We start from the raw sequence: 19,269 nt of genomic DNA, 5'->3' as shown, positions 1-19,269 counted from the left end.
ACAAAAGGAATCAAGGGAACAGCCAATTAAAAAACAAGCAACCATAGACCGAATCTCTCACAAAAATGAGAACAATTCGGGGACAAACGCAGAACAGCAAAGAGGCAATTATTTGATTTTCAAATAATTGCCTCTTTATTATTGTGTACCCGGAGCCGGGGTCGAACCGGCACGACATTGCTGTCATTGGTGTTTGAGACCAACGCGTCTACCGATTCCGCCATCCGGGCAATAATTTTCCGGAACGCCTTTCCACATTCGCCAACCCCTTCGTGAAAACCTGTCAGGCAAACTCCTCCAAAAAAGAGCATCTCCTTCATAAAAAGAGCCTCTTCCTCGCCATCCGGGCATCTCCCATGCGGAAAGAGCAAATGCGGCGCCGTTCCATAAGAATCGGGACGACAAAGATAGGCCTTTTCGTGCAAAATCCAAAGTCCGGGGGTTATTTTTCAAAAAATTCCCGGATTTTTTTCGCTTTCACCGGCCCGACAAGCGCCGAAAGCTCTTCGATATTCGCCGTGCGGACCTTCTCCACCGTGCGGAAATGCTGCAACAGTGTGCGGACCGTCTTCTCCCCCACCCCTTCGATCTCCTCCAGCTCGCTGTGGATGAAAGCCTTGCTGCGCTTCTGGCGGTGGAACGCAATCGCAAACCGGTGCACCTCCTCCTGAATACTTGCCAGAAAATGCAGCAGCGGCGACGTAGGCCGCAGCCCGACGAGCAGCGGCGGATAGCCACTGTAGAGCTCCGCCGTGCGGTGCCGGTCGTCCTTCGCCAGGCCGGCGATCGGGATATCCAGCCCCAAAGCCTCCAGCACCTCGTGAATCACCCCCATCTGCCCCTTGCCGCCGTCGGCGATAATCAGGTCGGGCAACTCGGCTCCCCCGGCCTGCAGGCGGCTGTAACGCCGAAAGACCACCTCGCGCATCGAAGCGTAGTCGTCGGGGCCCTCCACCGTCTTGATATTGAAATGGCGGTACTCCTTGCGCGAGGGCTTGCCGTCGCGGAAAACGACGCACGACGCCACGGGATGCGCCCCCTGCAGGTTCGAGTTGTCGAAGCACTCGATGTGGCGCGGCTGCCGCTCGAGACGCAGCTCCTTGCGCAGCGCCTCCATCAGGCGTTCGGTATGGCGCTCGGGATTCTTGATCTCGAGGTTTTTGAGCTGCTCGGCCCGGTAGATGCGGGCGCTCTTCTGCGAGAACTCCAGCAGGTCGAGTTTCTCGCCCCGCTTGGGCACGGTGAAGGTTACGCCGTCGAAGAGCAGCGTCGTCGACGGGAGAAAGGGCACGATGACCTCGCGGGCCAGCTCACCGCCCGCAACCTGCTCGACGACGTGCTGGATGGCCAGCGTCAGCATGTCGCGCGGATCGCCTCCGACGCCTGCCGTGAGCCGCACGGTATAGACCCCGACGACCGAACCGTGGCGGATGCGCACGAAGTTGCAGTAGGTCACGTCGTCGTCCTCGAGCAGCGAGAAGACATCCACATCGACAATCTTCGCGCTGACAATCACCGACTTGCCGGCATAGTTATCCAGCGCGTCGAGACGCTGCTTGAAGCGCTGCGCCACCTCGAAGCGCAGCTCCGCGGCCGCCCGCTCCATTTCGCCCGTAAGGTACTGCCGCACGGGCCGCAAATCCCCCTTGAGCACCGAGACGACCAGTTCGACCTGCCGCGCATACTCCTCCTCGCTCTGCTGCCCCACGCAGGGACCCTTGCAGTTGCCCAGGTGGTACTGCAGGCAGACGGCGTATTTTCCGCGGGCGATTTTCGCGGGCGAGAGGTCCAGCTTACAGGTGCGCAGCGGCACCACCTCGCGCACGAACTCCAGCACGCTGTGCTGCATCATCACCGAGCCGTAGGGCCCGAAATACTGCGAGCCGTCGCGCACGATCTGCCGCGTGGACTGCACGCGCGGGAAGTGCTCGCGCCGCACGACAATCCACGGATAGGTCTTGTCGTCCTTGAGCAGGATGTTGTAGCGCGGCTGGAGGGTCTTGATGAGCGAGTTCTCGAGCAGCAGGGCATCGGTCTCGCTGCCGACGACGATGTGGCGGATGTCGGCGATCTGCCGCACCAGCGCGCGCACCTTCATGCTGTGCTCCTTCGACTGCACGAAGTACGACGAGACACGCTTGCGCAGGCTCTTGGCCTTGCCCACGTAGATGATCGTGCCCGTGCGGTCCAGGAACTGGTAGACGCCGGGCGAGAGGGGCAGCAGCGAAACCTGCTCCCGCAGATGATCCTGTAGTGTTTCGGCCATGGGCTGTGCGGATATGGGTCGTGCAAATGTAGCAAATATTTCGGAAACGGAATACCCGGCATCCGTCCCGTCGCACAGGATAACGTGCATATTATTTTGTATTTTCGGTTCAAAAGGTTATATTTGTATCATATCTCATCATCACCCCATTAAAAGTCACCTCTTTTATGAAAAAATTGCCACTTCTGATCCTTGCCGCAACGCTCCTTGCAGGATGCGTCGACAAGGAGTACGATCTGAAAGAGATCGAGACGGAGAACGTCACCATCGGCAACGATGAAAGCGAGTTCCGCTGCCCGCTCATGACCATCCGCGTGAGCATGCAGGAGATCACCGACAACGGCATCGACATCGAGAACGTCTTCCGCGAAGCGGACATCTGGCTGCCCACCGAACTGCCCGGCTCCTATGTCGAAATCCGCCGGCTCGTCTCCGACGAAGCCTACCTCGGCGAGATGCTCGACCTGCTCGCCGAGGAGCTGCTGGTCAGCGACACGAAAATGGACGAGGTCATCGAACTGATCTGGAATACGTCCCTCTACCGGGAGTCGGTCATCGGCTCCGTGCCCGAGCTGGACCTGAACGACGTGGAGGCGTTCCGCCCGCTGTTCCGGACCTTCTACCGCTCCAACGCCGCAGTGCGTGAAACGCTCGAAGAGCTGGTCCGCACGTTCGCACACGACTACCTGTCGAGGTTGCAGGTCGACGACATCACCTATGACATCGACCGCATCGACCTCGACGACAACATCGTGGACATGCTCGCCGAGAACCTCGATCCCGAAGGGACGCCCGACGCGAAAAACACGCTGCACATCTACGGCACGATCGCCAACCGGCTGCCGTTGAGCGCCGAGATCCAGGCCCGGCTCCGCCCGACGCTCATCGAGGTTCCGGTGCAGATCGACGCCAAGAGCGAGGAGAACGTCATCGCCGAGACGCCGATCTACGGCGAAGACCTGCGCACGCTCATCCACGGCTGCCAGGTCGTCATTCCCGTGACGCTCGACCGCTACTACCGCAACGGATTCGACAATACGGCCGACTGCCAGCTGCTCATCGAGCTGCACCTGGTCAAGCGCGGCGGACTGAAAATCAACTTCTAAACCACCTCCGACCATGAAAAAGACATTCGCACTGCTCCTGTCACTGATGATCGCGGCCGGAGTGTCGGCACAAAGCAGCACAGCCTACTTCATGGAGGGTTCGACCCTCCGCAGCCAGCTCAACCCGGCCCTCGCACCCCAGCGCGGCTACCTCAACATTCCGGGACTGGGCGGCATCAACGTCGCGACGAACGGCAACATCGCCCTCAACGACATTCTCTTCTCCCGCAACGGGAAGCTCGTGACGCTGCTCGACAGCTCCGTTTCGGCAGCCGACGCCCTCGGGGGGCTGAAGGCCGAAAACTACCTCGGGCTGGAGACCCGCATCAACATCCTGGGCTTCGGCGCCTATACGAAGAACCGCCGGAGCTTCTGGTCCTTCGACCTGAACCTCCGCACGGCAAGCGACGTCGACATGCCCTATTCGCTCTTCGAGTTCCTCAAGACGGGACGCGAAGGGGTCGTGCGCAACATCGGCCTCTCGACCGACGCCTATCTCGAAACGGGATTCTCCTACTCGTTCCCGCTGATTCACAACAAGCTCTACATCGGCGCCCGCGCCAAGTTCCTCATCGGCATGGCCCGCGCCCGGTTGAACTACGACCGGCTGGACATCACGCTCGACGAGAACCGCTGGAGCGTTGACGCCTCGGGCTCGCTCGACATCACGGCCAACGGCGCGGCGACCGACGACATCGACTGCGGCGACACGGGCACCTACACGCTCGAAGACCTCTCGCCCAAACCCTACAAACCGGCCGGATACGGATTTGCCGTCGACCTGGGCGCCACCTACGACATCCTGCACAACCTGCAGGTTTCGCTGGCGGTCACCGACCTGGGATTCATCTCCTGGAACAAGAAGTACAACAGCATCGGACGTTCGGTCAAGAGCATGGAGTTCACGGGCGTGCAGATCGAGAACGGCGAGACGCTCGAACAGCCCGACTTCGACATGAACCTGCTGGAGTTCACGCCGGCCGGGGCGCAGGGTACGACCAAGAGCCTCAACGCCTCGCTCAACGCCGGTGTCCAGTACAAGGTATGGCGCGACAAAATCGGATTCGGACTGCTCTATACGGCCCGTTTCTGGGAGTTCAAGACGCGGCACAACCTGACCGGATCGGTGAATTTCCAGCCCGTTAGGTGGTTCACGCTGACGGGAAGCTACACGGTCATCGACAACCGGGGCGGCTCCGTCGGTCTGGCCATGAACGTGAGTCCCAGCTGGATCAACTTCTTCATTGCGACCGATCTGCTGACGGTGAAGCACACGCCGCAGTGGGTTCCGATCAAGAAGAGCTCCGTACACCTCTCGCTCGGACTGGGCATTCCCATCGGCCGGAACGGCATCCGATAAGGGGCTGATGCGGGCCGGTGTCGCCGAACGGCAGGACCGGCCGCCCGGTCCTGGACGAAGATGCGGAAAAGCATCCGGGCACAGGGACGGCGCCCGGAACACGTTCCGGATACGAGGGCCATCCGAAAAACGGCATTGCCGGGAGTCTCCGCAAGGAGGACTCCCGGCAATCATGTAGAAAGGGTGCCGCATGAAGGCTGCGCCGCCGCGCCTCCGGCACCGTCCGGAAAGCCGCCCGCGCCGACAGTTGCGTCAGCAGCGCATTCAGACGCATTCATGACACATCCGGACAGTCCCGATTTATGCACGCAGATGCGTTGTCAATCAAGGAACTTTCACTATCTTTGCCCTCGTGAAGATACCGGAATCGTACCGGCAAAACGATTCCGACGGCTTTCCGGTGCAGGGTGCAGACGGAAACTACCGCATTCCGATCAAACGATTTGCGACGGCCCCTTCTGGAATCTCTGTGAAGTTGCGTCACTACTTGAATTCTTCAATATAAGGGCCGTCGCATCTTTTTTACGCCTTCTCCCGGGACAAAAACCGTGCCTCAACGGCCGGTGGAAAAACGGTCCAGCACCGCACGCGTCGCCCTGCGCCCCGCCTCGATGAGTTCCGCGGCGCGGTAAAACTCGAACATGCCGTAGCTGTCGGCGGGCAGCCCGACAAGCAGGTCGGGCGGCGTCAGGCGGCACATGAGCTGCGCGATGTGCTGCTGCATGATCTGCGACGAGGCCGTGAGGAGCTTGTAATAGTTCAGCGACGCCCCGGCACGCGGTGCGGGGTCGGCGGCAAAGGGGGCGCAGACGTCGACCGCAACCAGCAGATCGCCCTCCGTGCGCCGCACCCGGTTGAGCGGCAGCGGATTGACCGTTCCGCCGTCGATGAGCACCATGCCGTCGCGGCGCACCGGGCGGAAGACCGACGGGATGGAGATCGAGGCCCGGATGGCGTCGTAGAGCCCGCCGCGGTCGAGTACCACCTCGCGTCCCGTCAGCAGATCGGCCGCCACGGCGGCGAACGGCAGCGGCATCTGCTCGATGCGCACGTCGGGAACCAACTCCTCCAGGGTCCGGATAACCCGGTCTCCCTTGACGAAGCCCTCCGAACTGAACGAAAAATCCATCAGCGAGAAGACCTTGTAACGGTCCAGCGAACAGAACCACTCCTTGAAGGATTCCAGATGTCCCGCGGCGTACATGCCGCCGACGAGCGCCCCCATCGAGGTCCCCGCAACGGCCGTGATCTCGAACCCCCGGCTCTCCAGCTCCTCGATGGCGCCGATGTGCGCCACCCCTCTTGCTCCTCCGCCGGACAATACCAGCGCCGCTCTCTTTCGCTCCATATTCTGTTTTCAGGTTAATATCCACGCTTCCGCGGTTCATCCGCAGACCGATCGCTGCTGCATACTCCGTGCCGGAAGTGCGAACCGCGCATCTCAATCCGTACAGACCGCATCCATCCGCACGTCGTGCGGCTCGACGGGCAGCTCCCCGACCAGCTGGTGGGCGAAGCAGACGCCGACCTTCACGGCGTGCATGCCCTCGCGCGAGAGGTAGCGGTCGTAATAGCCGCGCCCGCGGCCCATGCGCTCTCCGGCCGCCGTGAAGGCCACGCCGGGCACCACGATGAGGTCTATTTCCGACGGGTCGCACGGCACGGCCTCCGGTCCGGGCTCGGCGATGCCGAAAGCCCCCGCAACGAGCGTCGCGGGGTCGTATTCGAAGAAGTCCATCTCCTCGCCCGCGACGCGCGGCACGACGATCCGCTTCTGCATGCGCCAGCGCGCCAGCACCTCTTCGGTCGGCGGTTCGTCGGGCAGCGAACAGAACAATGCCACGCAGCGCGCGGCACCGAATGCGGGCAGGGCCCCGATGCGGCGGAAGATCCGCCGGGCCGCCGCGGCGCGCCCTTCGGGCGTCATGGCCCGGTTCCGCCGTTTCATCTCCCGGCGCAGCTCCTTTTTCTCCATAAAACCACTCTTTCGGGGCGCAAATTTCCCGCCTCCGCTATTGTTATTCCGCAAACAATGGCTATCTTTGCAACGATGAACACAAATCTTTAACAAATATAAACAAATTTAATCCACTATGAGCTGTTTTCTATCCAATTCCTCTCTTGGCAAGAAGTTAGTGATGAGCGTGACGGGCTGCTTCCTCGTGCTCTTTATCCTCTTCCACATGGCCATGAACGTGACTGCGATCATCTCGCCCGAGGCGTATAACGCGGTCTGCGCATTCCTGGGGGCAAACTGGTATGCACTGGCCGGTACGGTCGTCCTGGCCCTCGGCGTGCTGATCCACTTCATCTACGCCCTCGTCCTCACGCTGAACAACTACCGCGCACGCGGCACGCAGCGCTATGCCGTCACCGTGCAGGAGCCGGGCGTGGCCTGGGCCTCGAAGAACATGCTCGTGCTGGGCGTCATCATCCTGCTCGGCATGGGTCTGCACCTCTACAACTTCTGGGCGAAGATGCAGCTCGTGGAGATTCTGGGCAGCCACACCAACTCGCTGGGCTACGGCCCCACGGACGGCGCCGCACTGATCGCCTACACCTTCTCGCAGTGGTACTACGTCGTCCTCTACCTCGTGTGGTTCGCCGCCCTGTGGTTCCACCTCACGCACGGCGTGTGGTCGATGTTCCAGACCGTGGGCTGGGCCAACGACACGTGGTATCCCCGCCTGAAGTGCATCGCGAACGTCGTGGCCACGATCGTCTTCCTGGGCTTCGCCGCCGTCGTGGTGGTCTATTTCATCAAGAGCGTATGCCCCTGCTGCGCAGGCGCCTGCTAATCCATCATTGTAGAACGATAAACACACAAACGATATGGCTTTCAAATTAGATGCTAAAATTCCTGCCGGCGCTCTCGCAGAGAAATGGAGCAACCACAAGGCAGCTATCAAGGTCGTAAGCCCCGCCAACAAGCGCAAACTCGACATCATCGTCGTCGGAACCGGTCTGGGCGGCGCCTCCGCAGCCGCTTCGCTGGGCGAGCTGGGCTACAACGTCAAGGTCTTCTGCATCCAGGATTCGCCCCGCCGCGCCCACTCGATCGCCGCGCAGGGCGGTATCAACGCCGCGAAGAACTACCAGAACGACAACGACTCCGTATACCGTCTCTTCTACGACACGATCAAGGGCGGCGACTACCGCGCCCGCGAGGCCAACGTCTACCGTCTGGCCGAGGTCTCGAACCTCATCATCGACCAGTGCGTGGCCCAGGGCGTACCCTTCGCCCGCGAGTACGGCGGCCTGCTGGCCAACCGTTCGTTCGGCGGCGCGCAGGTATCGCGTACCTTCTATGCCCGCGGCCAGACGGGACAGCAGCTCCTGCTGGGTGCCTACGCCGCACTGAACAAGGAGATCGCCGCCGGCTCGGTCAAGAGCTACCCGCGCCACGAGATGCTCGACATCGTCATCGAGGACGGCGAGGCACGCGGCATCATCGCGCGCAACCTCGTCACGGGTGAGATCGAGCGCCACGGCGCCCATGCCGTCGTGCTGGCCACGGGCGGCTACGGCAACGTCTTCTTCCTCTCGACGAACGCCATGGCATCGAACGGCTCGGCCGCATTCCAGTGCTACCGCAAGGGTGCCGGCTTCGCCAACCCCTGCTTCACGCAGATTCACCCGACGTGTATCCCCGTACACGGCGACCAGCAGTCGAAGCTGACCCTCATGTCGGAGTCGCTGCGCAACGACGGCCGCATCTGGGTTCCCAAGAAACTCGAGGACGTGAAGGCCATCCGCTCGGGCGCCAAGAAGCCTTCGGACATCGCCGAGGAGGACCGCGACTACTACCTGGAGCGCCGCTACCCGGCCTTCGGAAACCTCGTGCCGCGTGACGTCGCCTCGCGTGCCGCCAAGGAGCGCTGCGACGCCGGCTACGGCGTGAACGAGACGGGTCTGGCCGTCTTCCTCGACTTCAAGACCGCCATTGAGCGTCTGGGCAAGGACATCATCAAGCAGCGCTACGGCAACCTCTTCGACATGTACGAGGAAATCACCGACGTGAGCCCCTACGAGCAGCCGATGCAGATCTTCCCGGCCGTGCACTACACGATGGGCGGCCTGTGGGTCGACTACAACCTGATGACCACGATCCCGGGTCTGTACGCCATCGGCGAGGCCAACTTCTCGGATCACGGCGCCAACCGTCTGGGCGCCTCGGCCCTGATGCAGGGTCTGGCCGACGGTTACTTCGTCCTGCCCTACACGATCGGCGACTACCTCTCGCACAAGATCCAGGCTCCGAAGGTGAAGACCGACACCAAGGCCTTCGACGAGGCCGAGAAGGGCGTGCGCGAGAAGATCGCCAAGCTCTTCGCCATCAAGGGCAAGCAGTCCGTGGACGACATCCACAAGAAGCTCGGCCACATCATGTGGGAGAACGTCGGCATGGCCCGCACGAAGGAGTCCCTCGAGAAGGCCATCACCGAGATTCAGGCCCTGCGCAAGGAGTTCTGGAAGGACGTGAAGGTCGTCGGCCGCGAAAACGACTTCAACGTCGAGCTCGAAAAGGCGATCCGTCTGGCCGACTTCCTCGAGCTGGGCGAGCTGATGGCCCGCGACGCCCTCAACCGCGAGGAGTCGTGCGGCGGTCACTTCCGCTCGGAGCACCAGACCGAAGAGGGCGAGGCCAAGCGTGACGACGAAAACTTCGTATACGCCGCCGTCTGGGAGTACAAGGGCATGGACCAGGCACCGGAGCTGACCAAGGAGCCGCTGAACTTCGAGTTCGTACACCCGGCACAGCGCAACTACAAGGATTAAGTTTTTCTGACGTTCAACATTGACAACAAATTTGGAATTATGAATTTCACATTGAAGATATGGCGTCAGAAAGACGCCAAAACCAAGGGTGCTTTCGAGACCTACAAGGTCGAAAACATCTCGGCCGACACCTCGTTCCTCGAGATGCTCGACATCCTGAACAACAACCTCATCCATGAGGGCAAGGAGCCCGTGGCCTTCGACCACGACTGCCGCGAGGGTATCTGCGGCATGTGCTCGCTGCACATCGACGGACATGCCCACGGCCCCGGCCAGGGCGCCACGACGTGCCAGATCTACATGCGCAAGTTCAAGGACGGCGCCACGATCACCATCGAGCCGTGGCGTTCGGCAGCCTTCCCCGTCATCAAGGACCTCGTGGTGAATCGCTCGGCCTACGACCAGATTCTCCAGGCCGGAGGCTTCATCTCGGTGCGCACCAACTCGGTACCCGACGCCAACGCCATTCCGATTCCGAAGGCCGACGCCGACGAGTCGATGGATGCCGCCGCCTGCATCGGCTGCGGAGCCTGCGCCGCCACCTGCAAGAACGGTTCGGCCATGCTCTTCGTCGCAGCGCGCGTGTCGTCGCTGGCCAAGCTGCCGCAGGGCCGCGTCGAGGGTGCCCGCCGCGCCAAGGCGATGGTCGCCAAGATGGACGAGCTGGGATTCGGCAACTGCACCAACACGGGTGCCTGCCAGGCCGAGTGCCCGAAGCAGATTTCGATCGCCCACATTGCCCGCCTGAACCGCGAATTCCTCTCGGCGAAGTTCGAGGACTAATCCGCACGATACATCCGAAAAAGAGAGCCTGCACCATAGCGGTGCAGGCTCTCTTCATGTATACGGACAGGAGTGATGAATACGTTCTCGTTCAGTTTATTGTATCCTCCATATTTTTGTTTAATCAAAAAATCATTATATTTGTTTCACACCAAAAACTTAAATTATGAGAAGCTTGATTTTGGGAGTGCTTGCCTTCACTCTAATTCTGCCATTTACGGCAACCGGTCAGCATAGCGATAAAAGCAACAGAGTTTTTTGGGATGGCGGAACAATACCGGACAACAGGTTCCGGGAATATGTATTGATCAATTTTGACACAGACCATAACGGAACCATAGACCAGACTGAAGCTGATGCTGTTACTGAAATGCGTCTTAATCCGTTAGTCATAAATGAAGACAAGACAAAACCGGAAATTACTTCTCTGCAGGGGATAAGTTATTTTCAGAATCTTGAAACTTTAATGCTTACGAGCAATGAAATCAAACTTACAGACTTATCATATCTCTCACAGAACGGTAAGCTTAAACAGCTTGCTATCGATAATTCGGAGCTGTTAACCCAGCTCGACCTTTCCGTTGTTCCAACATTAGAAAGGTTTATCTACACCGGGACAAAACTCAAATCTTTAATTCTGGACAACCCGGAGTTAAAAGAAGCATATCTGTACAACGATGATTGGAAAGGAGAAGGGCATAGCGGTCTTACTCAACTTGATTTTTCCGCACGCACCACAAATTTGGAGACACTGGTTATCAGCGATAATTTCATTACCAAGATAGATCTCTCCCATTTAGTGAATTTGAAAAAGGTTTCCATTTCCTGCAAAAACCTTTCATCTCTAAATCTTCCGGCCAGTCTGAAGTTGACCGAATTAGCGTATTGGGGCAAAACGAAGTTTCCGGGAAATCTTGCCGATTTCCCGAATCTAACACGACTTTCCATTAGAGGTGTGGAAACGCCTTTGGATTTATCCAAAAACTCCAAACTGAAAGATCTGGACTGTTCATACAACGGACTGACGAGACTCGATGTGTCCGTTCTTCCCGATTTGGAGAAGTTGGTGTGCAAAGGGAACGAACTTGTATCTTTGGATTTATCCAGGAATCCCAGGCTGAAAGAGTTGGAGTGTTCAAATAACAAATTACCGGAACTCGACGTCTCCGCTCTTCCCGATTTGGAGAAGCTGGTGTGTGATGGGAACAAACTTGTATCTTTGGATTTATCCAGGAATCCCAGGCTGAAAGAGTTGGAGTGTTCAAATAACAAATTACCGGAACTCGACGTCTCCGCTCTTCCCGATTTGGAGAAATTAAAATGCAAGTGGAATGCCATTACATCTTTAGACCTGTCCCAAACTACCAAGCTGGTAGAATTAGACTGTTCAAATAACAAATTGACGAGCCTCGATATCTCATGCTGCCCAGCAATTAAAGATGTAAGATTAGACTTCAATAATTTGACAGAATTCAATTTTTCGCATACAAAACTGGAGAACCTCAATAGCCGGGGAGCCTTCAAATCATCAAATCTGACTTTCTACGACGGAAATGCTATAGCAGACTATATGATAGACTGTTGGGTGTTTACAGGAGCTGCAGAGCCCAAACAGATCGACGGAGAGGCTAACAGAAACCTGCTTCAGTCAATACGGGATTACAAAAGAGATATCGCCGCCAAAGAACATGTTGCTGCCGAAGAACAACGTGCAAAGGCTCATCGTATGGCCGCAGAATATAAAAGGCAGATTATGCCATACATAACAAGCAACGATTGGAACGAGGCAGACAAATTCGCAGCCGAGGCACTCTCCAACCTGCCGGAAGGAGATGCCTTTCTCTACTATGTCAGAGCAAAGGCGTATTATCTGAACAATCTCGACTTTGAGGTGGAGGATAGCGAAAATATGACCGATTATTTCAAGGCATACCGCAGAGAGGCGGAACATTTGGCTGAACTCTGCCGTAAATCCATCACATGCGACCCATCTGACGGCAATGAAGCCTATTTTTACAGAGGACTCGCATATATCGTGTTAGGAAGGGCGAATGACGCAGCAAATGACTTTATGCGATGTGCAAGAGGAAACGAGTCCATCAAAGCTGTCTGTTACTACAATATAGGCATAGCATATAAAAATGCCGGGCGGTACAATGCGGCTCTCCATCAATTCAAAAATGCCCGCCAATACTTTTCCGATGCAGATAGCAAAGAACGGTGCCTCAGAAAGGTAAAAGAGTGCCAGCAAAAGATTAGCGGCAAATAAGGAGAAAAACAATTTGCAGAACCAGTCAAAAACCGGGGAGCCATAATGGTTCCCCAGTTTTCTGCAATAAAAAATAGCTCTATCAAGTTCCGCCCTCTACGGTTCCGCTACACGCGCCTTCCGCTCCGGGCGCTACCCGTTCACGCGGGCATGGTCGGCAAGGAACTGCGCCAGTCCGCTGTCGGTAAGCGGGTGTTTGAGCAGCCCCTTGATTGCCGAGAGCGGGCAGGTGGCAACATCCGCCCCGGCATCGAGGCACTGGATGATGTGGTGCGTATGGCGGATCGACGCGGCGAGCACCTGCGTGCGGAAGCCGTAGGTGCGGTAGACCCGCACGATGTGGGCCACCAGTCCGATGCCGTCCTCCGAAATGTCGTCCAGGCGTCCGACGAAGGGCGAGACGTAGGTCGCCCCGGCCTTGGCCGCGAGCAGCGCCTGCCCGACGGAGAAGACCAGCGTGCAGTTGGTCCTAACGCCCCGCTGGGCAAAGTACTTCACGGCCCGGATTCCGTCGGCCGTGCAGGGGAGCTTGACGACGATCTGCGGATGGAGCGCCGCCAGTTCGGTGCCCTCGCGGACCATGCCGTCGAAGTCCGTCGCGATCACCTCGGCGCTCACGTCCCCTTCGACCAGGTTGCAGATTTCGACATAATGGCGGCGGCAGGCCTCTTCGCCGCGGATGTTCTCCTTCGCCATGAGCGAGGGATTGGTCGTCACGCCATCGAGCACGCCCATTTCACACGCTTCGCGAATCTGGGCGAGATTCGCCGTGTCCAGAAAGAATTTCATGGCAGTAAGTCAGGTTTGGTTACGGAAAGTTACGAAAAAAAGTGCGACCCCGCAATGCGGAGCCGCACAAATAATTTGCCGATGACGCCGGGCCGCCCCGGCGCGGCGGTCAGAAGAGGTATTTCTCGTTGCGGACCTTGTTGACCAGCCGGAAGATATCCGACCACGCCTCCTCGCCGAAGGTCGTGCCGACAACCTCGATCACCTTGCCCGCCGTGATGGCGCCGATCGTGCCGCACTGCCGCAGCGTCAGTCCCTCGCAGAGGCCCGCCATGAATCCTGCGGCGTAGAAATCGCCCGCACCCGTCGTATCGACGCGCCTGGCGGCCGCCATGATGCCCACGTGCACCACCTCGTTGCCCTGCTTGATGAGCGCCCCCTTGATGCCGATCTTCACGACGGCCAGTTCGACCATCTCCGAGATGGCCTGCAGGGCGTTGAGCGGCTCGGCCTCGCACGTGAAGGTCTTGGCCTCGTCCTCGTTGGCGAAGAGGATGTCGACGCATTCGCGCACCAGCGAGCGGAGGAACTCGAGGTTCTCGGCCACGATGTTGAAGCTCGCCAGGTCGATGGCCACCTTCAGTCCGCACTGCTTGGCCGTGCGCGCGGCCTTGAGTATCAGGTCGTGGTTCTGCACCAGATAGCCCTCGACATAGAGGCAGTCGTACCCCTCGAAAATTGCGGGGTCGATCTCCTCGGCCACGAGCTCCAGCGCCGCACCGAGGTGCGTGACCATCGTGCGCTCGCCGTCGGGCGAGATGAGCGACACGCACTTGCCCGAACGCTCCGTACCGCGGAATATCACCGGCTCGACACCCAGATTCTCAAGCGCCTGAATGAAGAAGTCGCCCGTGGTATCCGGTCCGACCTTGCCGATGAACCCGACGCTGCATCCCAACCGCGCCATGGCCCGGATGGTGTTTCCCGCCGAGCCGCCGAGCGACAACGAATAGGGAAGGCCGGCCACGGATTTCGAAATCTCGGTCTGCAATTTCGTATCCACGAGACTCATCGAGCCTTTGGCCAGTTTGAACCGGCTCAACACGGAGTCGGTTTTCAAGTTGACCAGCATGTCGGTCAGGGCATTGCCGATGCCTATTACGCGTTTCATTCGCTAAAGTCCGGGTTGTTTAGGGTATTATATCGAAAGAATCTTCACCAGTTCCAGATCGTTGCGGTTGATCCCCTTGTTGTGGCGCACGGCCTTGGCAAAGGGCACGTAGACGATCTTGCCGTTCTCGATGCCGATCATCACGTTGCGCTGCCCGTCGAGGATCGCCTCGATGGCCGCCTCGCCCATGCGCGAGGCGAGGATACGGTCCGTAGCCGTCGGCGAACCGCCGCGCTGGATGTGGCCCAGGATCGTGACGCGCGCGTCGTACTGCGGGAACTCCTTTTTCACACGCTCGGCCAGCGCCGCGGCACCGCCCGTCTTGGGGTTCTCGGCCACGATGACGATCGCCGAGTTCTTGCTCTTGCGGAAGCCGTGGTTGATGAGTTCGGCCAGCTGGTCGACCTCGGTCTCCATCTCCGGGATGATCGCCGCCTCGGAACCCGTGGCCATGGCGCTGTTGAGCGCCAGGTAGCCGGCCGTGTGGCCCATCACCTCGACGAAGAAGAGCCGCTCGTGGCTCGAGGCCGTATCGCGCAGTTTGTCGACCGCCTCCATGATCGTGTTGAGCGCCGTGTCGTATCCGATCGTCGAATCCGTGCCGCCCAGGTCGTTGTCGATCGTACCGGGCAGTCCCACGATCGGCACGTTGTACTCCGCGGCGAAAATCCCGGCTCCCGTGAGCGAACCGTCGCCGCCGATCACCACCAGCGCGTCGATCCCTGCGGCAACCATGTTCTCGTAGGCCGTCCTGCGGCCCTCGGGTGTGGCGAACTCCTTGCAGCGCGCCGTCTTGAGAATGGTTCCTCCCAACTGGATGATGTTGCTCACGCTCTGGGACTTGAATTCCACGATCTCATTGAAGACCAGTCCCTTGTACCCTCGCATGATTCCCTTCACGGCAAAGCCGTTGTAAATGGCGCTGCGGGTCACCGCACGAATCGCCGCATTCATGCCCGGGGCGTCACCGCCCGAGGTCAGGATGCCTATGCATTTGATTTCGGCCATACTCTCATCATTAAAATAACAAAACCGCCCAAAGGTAGTAATTTATTTGCTTATTTCAAAGAACGCAGGCGGCACCTTTCGGCCCGCCCGCATCCGGAAACTTTTTATTTTGAAAATCCTGCGCTCCCCCCCCCGTTCCGGGGTCGGAGCGCGTCATCTCGACGCATCGCCCTTCTCCGTCACGACCGAACCGCCGATCTGCACGGAGGTGCGGCGGCCGTCCTCCTCCACGGCACGGATCTGCACCGACCCCTGCACGACGGAGTCCGCACCCGAGACCGTCATGCCGCCGTGCCCCTTGTCGACGGTGATGTCGATCGACTTCGACGGCACGCTGATGTGCAGCATCTTGCGGCCCTCCTCGATAACCGGCTCGTCATCGTACTCCTCGAGCAGCTCCTCGAGCGTCATGAGCCGGCCGTTGACACTCACTTCGGTGTTCTCCAGCACCCGTTCGAGCGTCACGCGCTTGCGGCGGAACTTCTCGCCGACATCCTCGCGGATGGCGATCACCGAGCAGGCAATGACCGAAGCCAGCCACAGCAGGAAGATAATCAGCACGGTACGTCCTCCGGGCTTGCGCGAGGCGATCAGGCACATGAGCACGTAGATGAGCAGCATCACCGGAATGAGTACAATAAGTATGCCCAACATCGGCACCCAGAGCGAGAAGTCCTCGAGCTTGCCCAGGTGCGCGTACTCGGGACCGCCGATCAACAGGGCGAACATGCCGATAATCAGGGCGCAGGCACAGAGAATCAGTCCGAAGACGATCGCCCCGGCGAGAATCTTCATCAGGATGAGCACCACCTTGCCGAAAAGCGACACGGCCTCGGCGACGATGGGTTTGGCCCGTGCGTCGGGATCGCTGCCCGCGGCGGCCGAGGTGACCTCGCCGATCGACTGCGCGGTGATGCGCTCGCCGTTCATTTCGAGCTTCTGGCGCGCCGTGCGGGCCGCCGGCACGGCAAACCACATGATCATGTAGCAGATCACGAAGACCCCGAAGAGGTTGCCCATCATCGGGCCGGTCCAGCGCAGAAAGGGCACCGCCCCGAAGCAGGAGAGGATCAGCGGCAGGAACATCGCCAGCCGGATCCACACGGGATCGATGTCGAAATACTTGCCGATGCCGGCGCAGACGCCGCCCAGTTTGGCGTTCTCCGTATCGCGGTAGAGGCGGCGCGGAATGCGCGGCTCCTCGCGGCGCTCCGACCCGTCGGCACTCTCCTCGCAGATGTCCTCGGCCGAACCCATCTGCCGGATAATATTCAGGATCAGCGGCTTTTCGACGACCTGCCGGTTGTCCTGCGCCGAAAGGATCAGTTCCGCAATGCGGGCCTCGATGTCGGCGACAATCTCTGCGCCGTCGGGCGAATCCTTGTAGGTATTCTTGAGGCTCTCCAGGTAGGAGGACAAGGTCTCGTAGGCCTCGACGTCCATCGTGAACGCCACACCGGAGAGGCTGCATTTCTTCACTTCGTTCATGGTCGTAACGGATTAACGGTTAATGGAATGTACGCTGCCGCCGCTCGACCGCTCCGCGAACGCTTCGCAGCCGCCGCAATAGGTGATGCGCGCACCGCTCGAAGCCGAGGCCCGGAGCGTGCCGGTGCAGTGCACGTCGGCCGAAGCGCCGCTCGAAGCTTCGACCGTACAGTCGGCAGCGACGAAACGTCCGGCATCAAGTTTTGCCGCGGAGCTGACCTCCGCATTGCACTTGTCGGCCTTGCCCGAGAGTTCGGCCTTTGCGGAACTCGATGCCTCGACCGAGCAGCTGCCGACCTCCATGGCCGCCGTGACACGGCCGGCACTCGACACTTCGATCGAACAACTCGATGCTTTCAGCGCCACTTCGACCACCGCGGCACTCGACACGCCGATTGCAAAGCGGTCGGCGCCCAGCGCCTTTTCGCAGACGATCTTCGCGGCGCTCGACGCATCCAGGGCGCGGATCTGTCCGTTGGCCGGCACGCGCACCGTCACGCTGAAGGCCGAGATGCGGCGCACCGACTTGTCGATGCTGACAAACAGTGTTCCGCGGCGGTTCTCGACCAGCACCTTTTCCATCACGTTGTCGTCGGCCTCGATGACGATCGCATCCGTCAGGTCGTCCGTGACGACGACCTTGACGGCGCGCGAGGCATCGACAGCCGTGAAGTCCGGCGCTTCGATCCGTTTCGTGGCGATGTTGCCGCTGCCGCGGAGACGCCCGGCGGCAAAGAGGTTCGTGGCCGTGACGCCGGCAATGCCGACCAGCACGGCACAGACGATGACCAGCGACAGGATGACTGCTAAAATCTTTTTCATGACGTATGGTTCTTTTTGATGGTTAATCTTCGGTTTTGCCGTGGCGGATCACCCGGATCTGCCCGACGAGCTCCTCCCAGGCGGCGTCGAGCGTCGCCAGGTATTCGCGGCCCTTGTCCGTCAGGGCGTAGTACTTGCGGGGCGGGCCCTGCGGGGACTCCTCCCAGCGGTAGGTGAGCAGCCCGGCGTTCTTCTGCCGGGTGAGGATCGGGTAGAGCGTACCCTCGACTACGATCATCTCGGCCTGCTTGAGCTCGGCGATGATCTTCGGAGCATACGATGCCTCGCGGGAGAGAATGGCGAGGATGCAGTACTCCAGGATTCCCTTGCGCATCTGCGCTTTTACGTTGTCTTCAGCCATAATGCTATTCGTTTAACCGTTGCGGGGCTTTGGGCACGATCAGCCAGAGAATGATGTACACCCAGAGCGAAAGGCCGCCGAAAAGGATCAGAATCAGGGTCATCAGCCGGATGAGCGAGACGTTGAGCCCGAAAAACTCGGCGACGCCGCCGCAAACGCCGGCCACGATGCCGTCCCGGGTTCTGTAAAGGCGATTGTTGTTCGTTGTCATGGTCTTATCGTTTTTTATCGTTGCTGCTGAATGAGAACCGTCGGGCGGGCTCCTCGGGAATGACGATCCAGAGGATGATGTAGAGCCAGATGGAGATTCCGCCGAAGAGGATCAGGAAGAGGGTCACCAGACGGATCATCGTGGGGTCGGCATCGAAGAACTCGCCGAGACCGCCGCAGATGCCGGCGATCGAACGGTTCGAGCGCGAGCGGTAGAGCCGTCGGCGTTCGGGCTCCGCCGCGGAAGGGCTGTCGCAGGGGTCCGACGTCCGGGTCCCGCCGCGGGGTTCGCCGAAGTCGGCGGGTTGGCCCATCTGCGCCATCGCCGCCCGTACCACGTCGAGCGAGATGACCCGCATGGGCGAGGAGACGCGTTCGCGGAAAATCTCCGCCACGCGCGCCTCGATATCGTTCATCGTCTCCGCATCGCCTTCGGGCAGGCGGCTGCGGATATCGTCGAAATAGCTGCGCAAGGCGAAATAGGCATCTTCGTCGAGGGTGAATGCCACGGAGCCGATATTCACGTTTACAGTCTCTTTCATGGTCGTAAGGTTGTTTTCCGAGTTAATATTTTGCGGGTTTTACTATTTTCACATTGCAAATATAATACACTTTTTAGTATTATGCAATACAAAGTACCTATTTTTTTCTGTTTTTTCACATGGGAATTCCCGACTTGGTTCCGATGGCGGGGAAGCGGATGGGCGGCTGAAAGCGTCAGCGGCGGGGACGGTTTGCTTGCAAACCCGCGAACAATCGCCCGACGCCGCTTTCAGACGACCGGACGCCGTCATCGGAATCGGTCGGGTGGCTTTTGCTGCTTTTCGCCACCGAAAAGCAGAGAAAAAGAAAAGCGTTTTCCCTTTGTACTTTTGGGGCCAAAAGTACCAAAAGCCTCCGCACGTCGTTTTCCGCGG

General features: G+C 59.3%; 18 protein-coding genes and 1 tRNA gene. 6 read left to right on the top strand and 13 right to left on the bottom strand.

The features are described from left to right. Positions 1 to 146: 146 nt before the first annotated feature. Together Q1Y33_RS01575 and uvrC are read right to left on the bottom strand one after the other, a co-directional pair. Positions 147 to 230, bottom strand: a tRNA-Leu gene (locus Q1Y33_RS01575). Positions 231 to 442: 212 nt separating this feature from the next. Beyond that, positions 443 to 2,266, bottom strand: coding sequence for an excinuclease ABC subunit UvrC (uvrC, locus tag Q1Y33_RS01570; protein ID WP_300797585.1), 1,824 nt, complete (start codon positions 2,264 to 2,266; stop codon positions 443 to 445). Between the two features lie 167 nt (positions 2,267 to 2,433). Here uvrC and Q1Y33_RS01565 point away from each other — a divergent pair, with 167 nt between their 5' ends. Together Q1Y33_RS01565 and Q1Y33_RS01560 are read left to right on the top strand one after the other, a co-directional pair. Next, a complete protein-coding gene (locus Q1Y33_RS01565; RefSeq protein WP_300797583.1) occupies positions 2,434 to 3,372 on the top strand; it encodes a hypothetical protein in 939 nt (312 codons plus the stop codon). A gap of 13 nt (positions 3,373 to 3,385) precedes the next feature. Beyond that, positions 3,386 to 4,732 carry a DUF5723 family protein gene (locus Q1Y33_RS01560; RefSeq protein WP_300797581.1) on the top strand — a complete coding sequence of 449 codons (1,347 nt, stop codon included), beginning with the start codon at positions 3,386 to 3,388 and terminating at the stop codon, positions 4,730 to 4,732. A gap of 553 nt (positions 4,733 to 5,285) precedes the next feature. On the opposite strand, the gene Q1Y33_RS01555 is transcribed toward Q1Y33_RS01560, so the two are convergent. Both Q1Y33_RS01555 and Q1Y33_RS01550 read right to left on the bottom strand, forming a co-directional pair. Further along, a complete protein-coding gene (locus Q1Y33_RS01555; protein WP_300797579.1) occupies positions 5,286 to 6,080 on the bottom strand; it encodes a patatin-like phospholipase family protein in 795 nt (264 codons plus the stop codon). A gap of 93 nt (positions 6,081 to 6,173) precedes the next feature. Further along, positions 6,174 to 6,707, bottom strand: a complete 534-nt coding sequence (locus Q1Y33_RS01550; protein ID WP_300797577.1) for a 5-formyltetrahydrofolate cyclo-ligase — start codon at positions 6,705 to 6,707, stop codon at positions 6,174 to 6,176. Positions 6,708 to 6,825: 118 nt separating this feature from the next. Between Q1Y33_RS01550 and Q1Y33_RS01545 the strand changes: the two genes are divergently transcribed. From Q1Y33_RS01545 to Q1Y33_RS01530, 4 genes are all read left to right on the top strand, one after another. Further along, entirely contained in the window at positions 6,826 to 7,530 is a 705-nt protein-coding gene (locus Q1Y33_RS01545; protein ID WP_300797575.1) for a succinate dehydrogenase cytochrome b subunit, read from the top strand. A 34-nt stretch (positions 7,531 to 7,564) separates the two neighbouring features. Beyond that, entirely contained in the window at positions 7,565 to 9,511 is a 1,947-nt protein-coding gene (locus Q1Y33_RS01540) for a fumarate reductase/succinate dehydrogenase flavoprotein subunit (protein WP_300797573.1), read from the top strand. Positions 9,512 to 9,550: 39 nt separating this feature from the next. Next, positions 9,551 to 10,294 carry a succinate dehydrogenase/fumarate reductase iron-sulfur subunit gene (locus Q1Y33_RS01535; protein ID WP_300797572.1) on the top strand — a complete coding sequence of 248 codons (744 nt, stop codon included), beginning with the start codon at positions 9,551 to 9,553 and terminating at the stop codon, positions 10,292 to 10,294. 166 nt (positions 10,295 to 10,460) lie between these two features. Continuing rightward, a complete protein-coding gene (locus Q1Y33_RS01530) occupies positions 10,461 to 12,563 on the top strand; it encodes a hypothetical protein (protein ID WP_300797570.1) in 2,103 nt (700 codons plus the stop codon). Between the two features lie 132 nt (positions 12,564 to 12,695). Here Q1Y33_RS01530 and fsa read toward each other — a convergent pair whose 3' ends face one another. The 9 genes from fsa to Q1Y33_RS01485 all read right to left on the bottom strand — a co-directional run. Further along, positions 12,696 to 13,352, bottom strand: coding sequence for a fructose-6-phosphate aldolase (fsa, locus tag Q1Y33_RS01525; RefSeq protein WP_300797568.1), 657 nt, complete (start codon positions 13,350 to 13,352; stop codon positions 12,696 to 12,698). 109 nt (positions 13,353 to 13,461) lie between these two features. Continuing rightward, positions 13,462 to 14,463 carry an adenosine kinase gene (locus Q1Y33_RS01520; RefSeq protein WP_300797566.1) on the bottom strand — a complete coding sequence of 334 codons (1,002 nt, stop codon included), beginning with the start codon at positions 14,461 to 14,463 and terminating at the stop codon, positions 13,462 to 13,464. A gap of 27 nt (positions 14,464 to 14,490) precedes the next feature. Beyond that, on the bottom strand, positions 14,491 to 15,471 hold the full coding sequence (pfkA, locus tag Q1Y33_RS01515; RefSeq protein WP_300797564.1) for a 6-phosphofructokinase: 981 nt from the start codon (positions 15,469 to 15,471) through the stop codon (positions 14,491 to 14,493). Positions 15,472 to 15,624: 153 nt separating this feature from the next. Next, the gene (locus Q1Y33_RS01510; RefSeq protein ID WP_300797562.1) at positions 15,625 to 16,959 is read right to left on the bottom strand and encodes a PspC domain-containing protein; all 1,335 of its coding nucleotides are present in this window, start codon (positions 16,957 to 16,959) and stop codon (positions 15,625 to 15,627) included. A gap of 12 nt (positions 16,960 to 16,971) precedes the next feature. After that, entirely contained in the window at positions 16,972 to 17,781 is an 810-nt protein-coding gene (locus Q1Y33_RS01505) for a head GIN domain-containing protein (protein ID WP_300797560.1), read from the bottom strand. Between the two features lie 22 nt (positions 17,782 to 17,803). After that, positions 17,804 to 18,142, bottom strand: coding sequence for a PadR family transcriptional regulator (locus Q1Y33_RS01500; RefSeq protein ID WP_300797558.1), 339 nt, complete (start codon positions 18,140 to 18,142; stop codon positions 17,804 to 17,806). A 4-nt stretch (positions 18,143 to 18,146) separates the two neighbouring features. After that, entirely contained in the window at positions 18,147 to 18,353 is a 207-nt protein-coding gene (locus Q1Y33_RS01495) for a PspC domain-containing protein (protein WP_300797556.1), read from the bottom strand. 4 nt (positions 18,354 to 18,357) lie between these two features. Further along, on the bottom strand, positions 18,358 to 18,894 hold the full coding sequence (locus Q1Y33_RS01490; protein ID WP_300797554.1) for a PspC domain-containing protein: 537 nt from the start codon (positions 18,892 to 18,894) through the stop codon (positions 18,358 to 18,360). Positions 18,895 to 19,069: 175 nt separating this feature from the next. Next, a partial coding sequence (locus tag Q1Y33_RS01485; RefSeq protein WP_300797552.1) for a hypothetical protein occupies positions 19,070 to 19,269 on the bottom strand: 200 nt, incomplete at its 5' end.

Origin of the sequence: uncultured Alistipes sp. (genome assembly GCF_949296715.1) — a bacterium.
Classification (GTDB): Bacteria; Bacteroidota; Bacteroidia; order Bacteroidales; family Rikenellaceae; genus Alistipes.
This window is presented reverse-complemented; position numbering and strand designations above follow the sequence as displayed.

What these genes read in the sequence shown, in the direction of transcription:
- fsa (WP_300797568.1), bottom strand. Translation starts at nt 13,352, where the DNA reads ATGAAATTCTTTCTGGACACGGCGAATCTCGCCCAGATTCGCGAAGCG.
- Q1Y33_RS01510 (WP_300797562.1), bottom strand. Translation starts at nt 16,959, where the DNA reads ATGAACGAAGTGAAGAAATGCAGCCTCTCCGGTGTGGCGTTCACGATG.
- Q1Y33_RS01490 (WP_300797554.1), bottom strand. Translation starts at nt 18,894, where the DNA reads ATGAAAGAGACTGTAAACGTGAATATCGGCTCCGTGGCATTCACCCTC.
- Q1Y33_RS01545 (WP_300797575.1), top strand. Translation starts at nt 6,826, where the DNA reads ATGAGCTGTTTTCTATCCAATTCCTCTCTTGGCAAGAAGTTAGTGATG.
- Q1Y33_RS01530 (WP_300797570.1), top strand. Translation starts at nt 10,461, where the DNA reads ATGAGAAGCTTGATTTTGGGAGTGCTTGCCTTCACTCTAATTCTGCCA.
- Q1Y33_RS01540 (WP_300797573.1), top strand. Translation starts at nt 7,565, where the DNA reads ATGGCTTTCAAATTAGATGCTAAAATTCCTGCCGGCGCTCTCGCAGAG.
- Q1Y33_RS01550 (WP_300797577.1), bottom strand. Translation starts at nt 6,707, where the DNA reads ATGGAGAAAAAGGAGCTGCGCCGGGAGATGAAACGGCGGAACCGGGCC.
- uvrC (WP_300797585.1), bottom strand. Translation starts at nt 2,266, where the DNA reads ATGGCCGAAACACTACAGGATCATCTGCGGGAGCAGGTTTCGCTGCTG.
- Q1Y33_RS01565 (WP_300797583.1), top strand. Translation starts at nt 2,434, where the DNA reads ATGAAAAAATTGCCACTTCTGATCCTTGCCGCAACGCTCCTTGCAGGA.
- pfkA (WP_300797564.1), bottom strand. Translation starts at nt 15,471, where the DNA reads ATGGCCGAAATCAAATGCATAGGCATCCTGACCTCGGGCGGTGACGCC.
- Q1Y33_RS01520 (WP_300797566.1), bottom strand. Translation starts at nt 14,463, where the DNA reads ATGAAACGCGTAATAGGCATCGGCAATGCCCTGACCGACATGCTGGTC.
- Q1Y33_RS01500 (WP_300797558.1), bottom strand. Translation starts at nt 18,142, where the DNA reads ATGGCTGAAGACAACGTAAAAGCGCAGATGCGCAAGGGAATCCTGGAG.
- Q1Y33_RS01560 (WP_300797581.1), top strand. Translation starts at nt 3,386, where the DNA reads ATGAAAAAGACATTCGCACTGCTCCTGTCACTGATGATCGCGGCCGGA.
- Q1Y33_RS01505 (WP_300797560.1), bottom strand. Translation starts at nt 17,781, where the DNA reads ATGAAAAAGATTTTAGCAGTCATCCTGTCGCTGGTCATCGTCTGTGCC.
- Q1Y33_RS01495 (WP_300797556.1), bottom strand. Translation starts at nt 18,353, where the DNA reads ATGACAACGAACAACAATCGCCTTTACAGAACCCGGGACGGCATCGTG.
- Q1Y33_RS01535 (WP_300797572.1), top strand. Translation starts at nt 9,551, where the DNA reads ATGAATTTCACATTGAAGATATGGCGTCAGAAAGACGCCAAAACCAAG.
- Q1Y33_RS01555 (WP_300797579.1), bottom strand. Translation starts at nt 6,080, where the DNA reads ATGGAGCGAAAGAGAGCGGCGCTGGTATTGTCCGGCGGAGGAGCAAGA.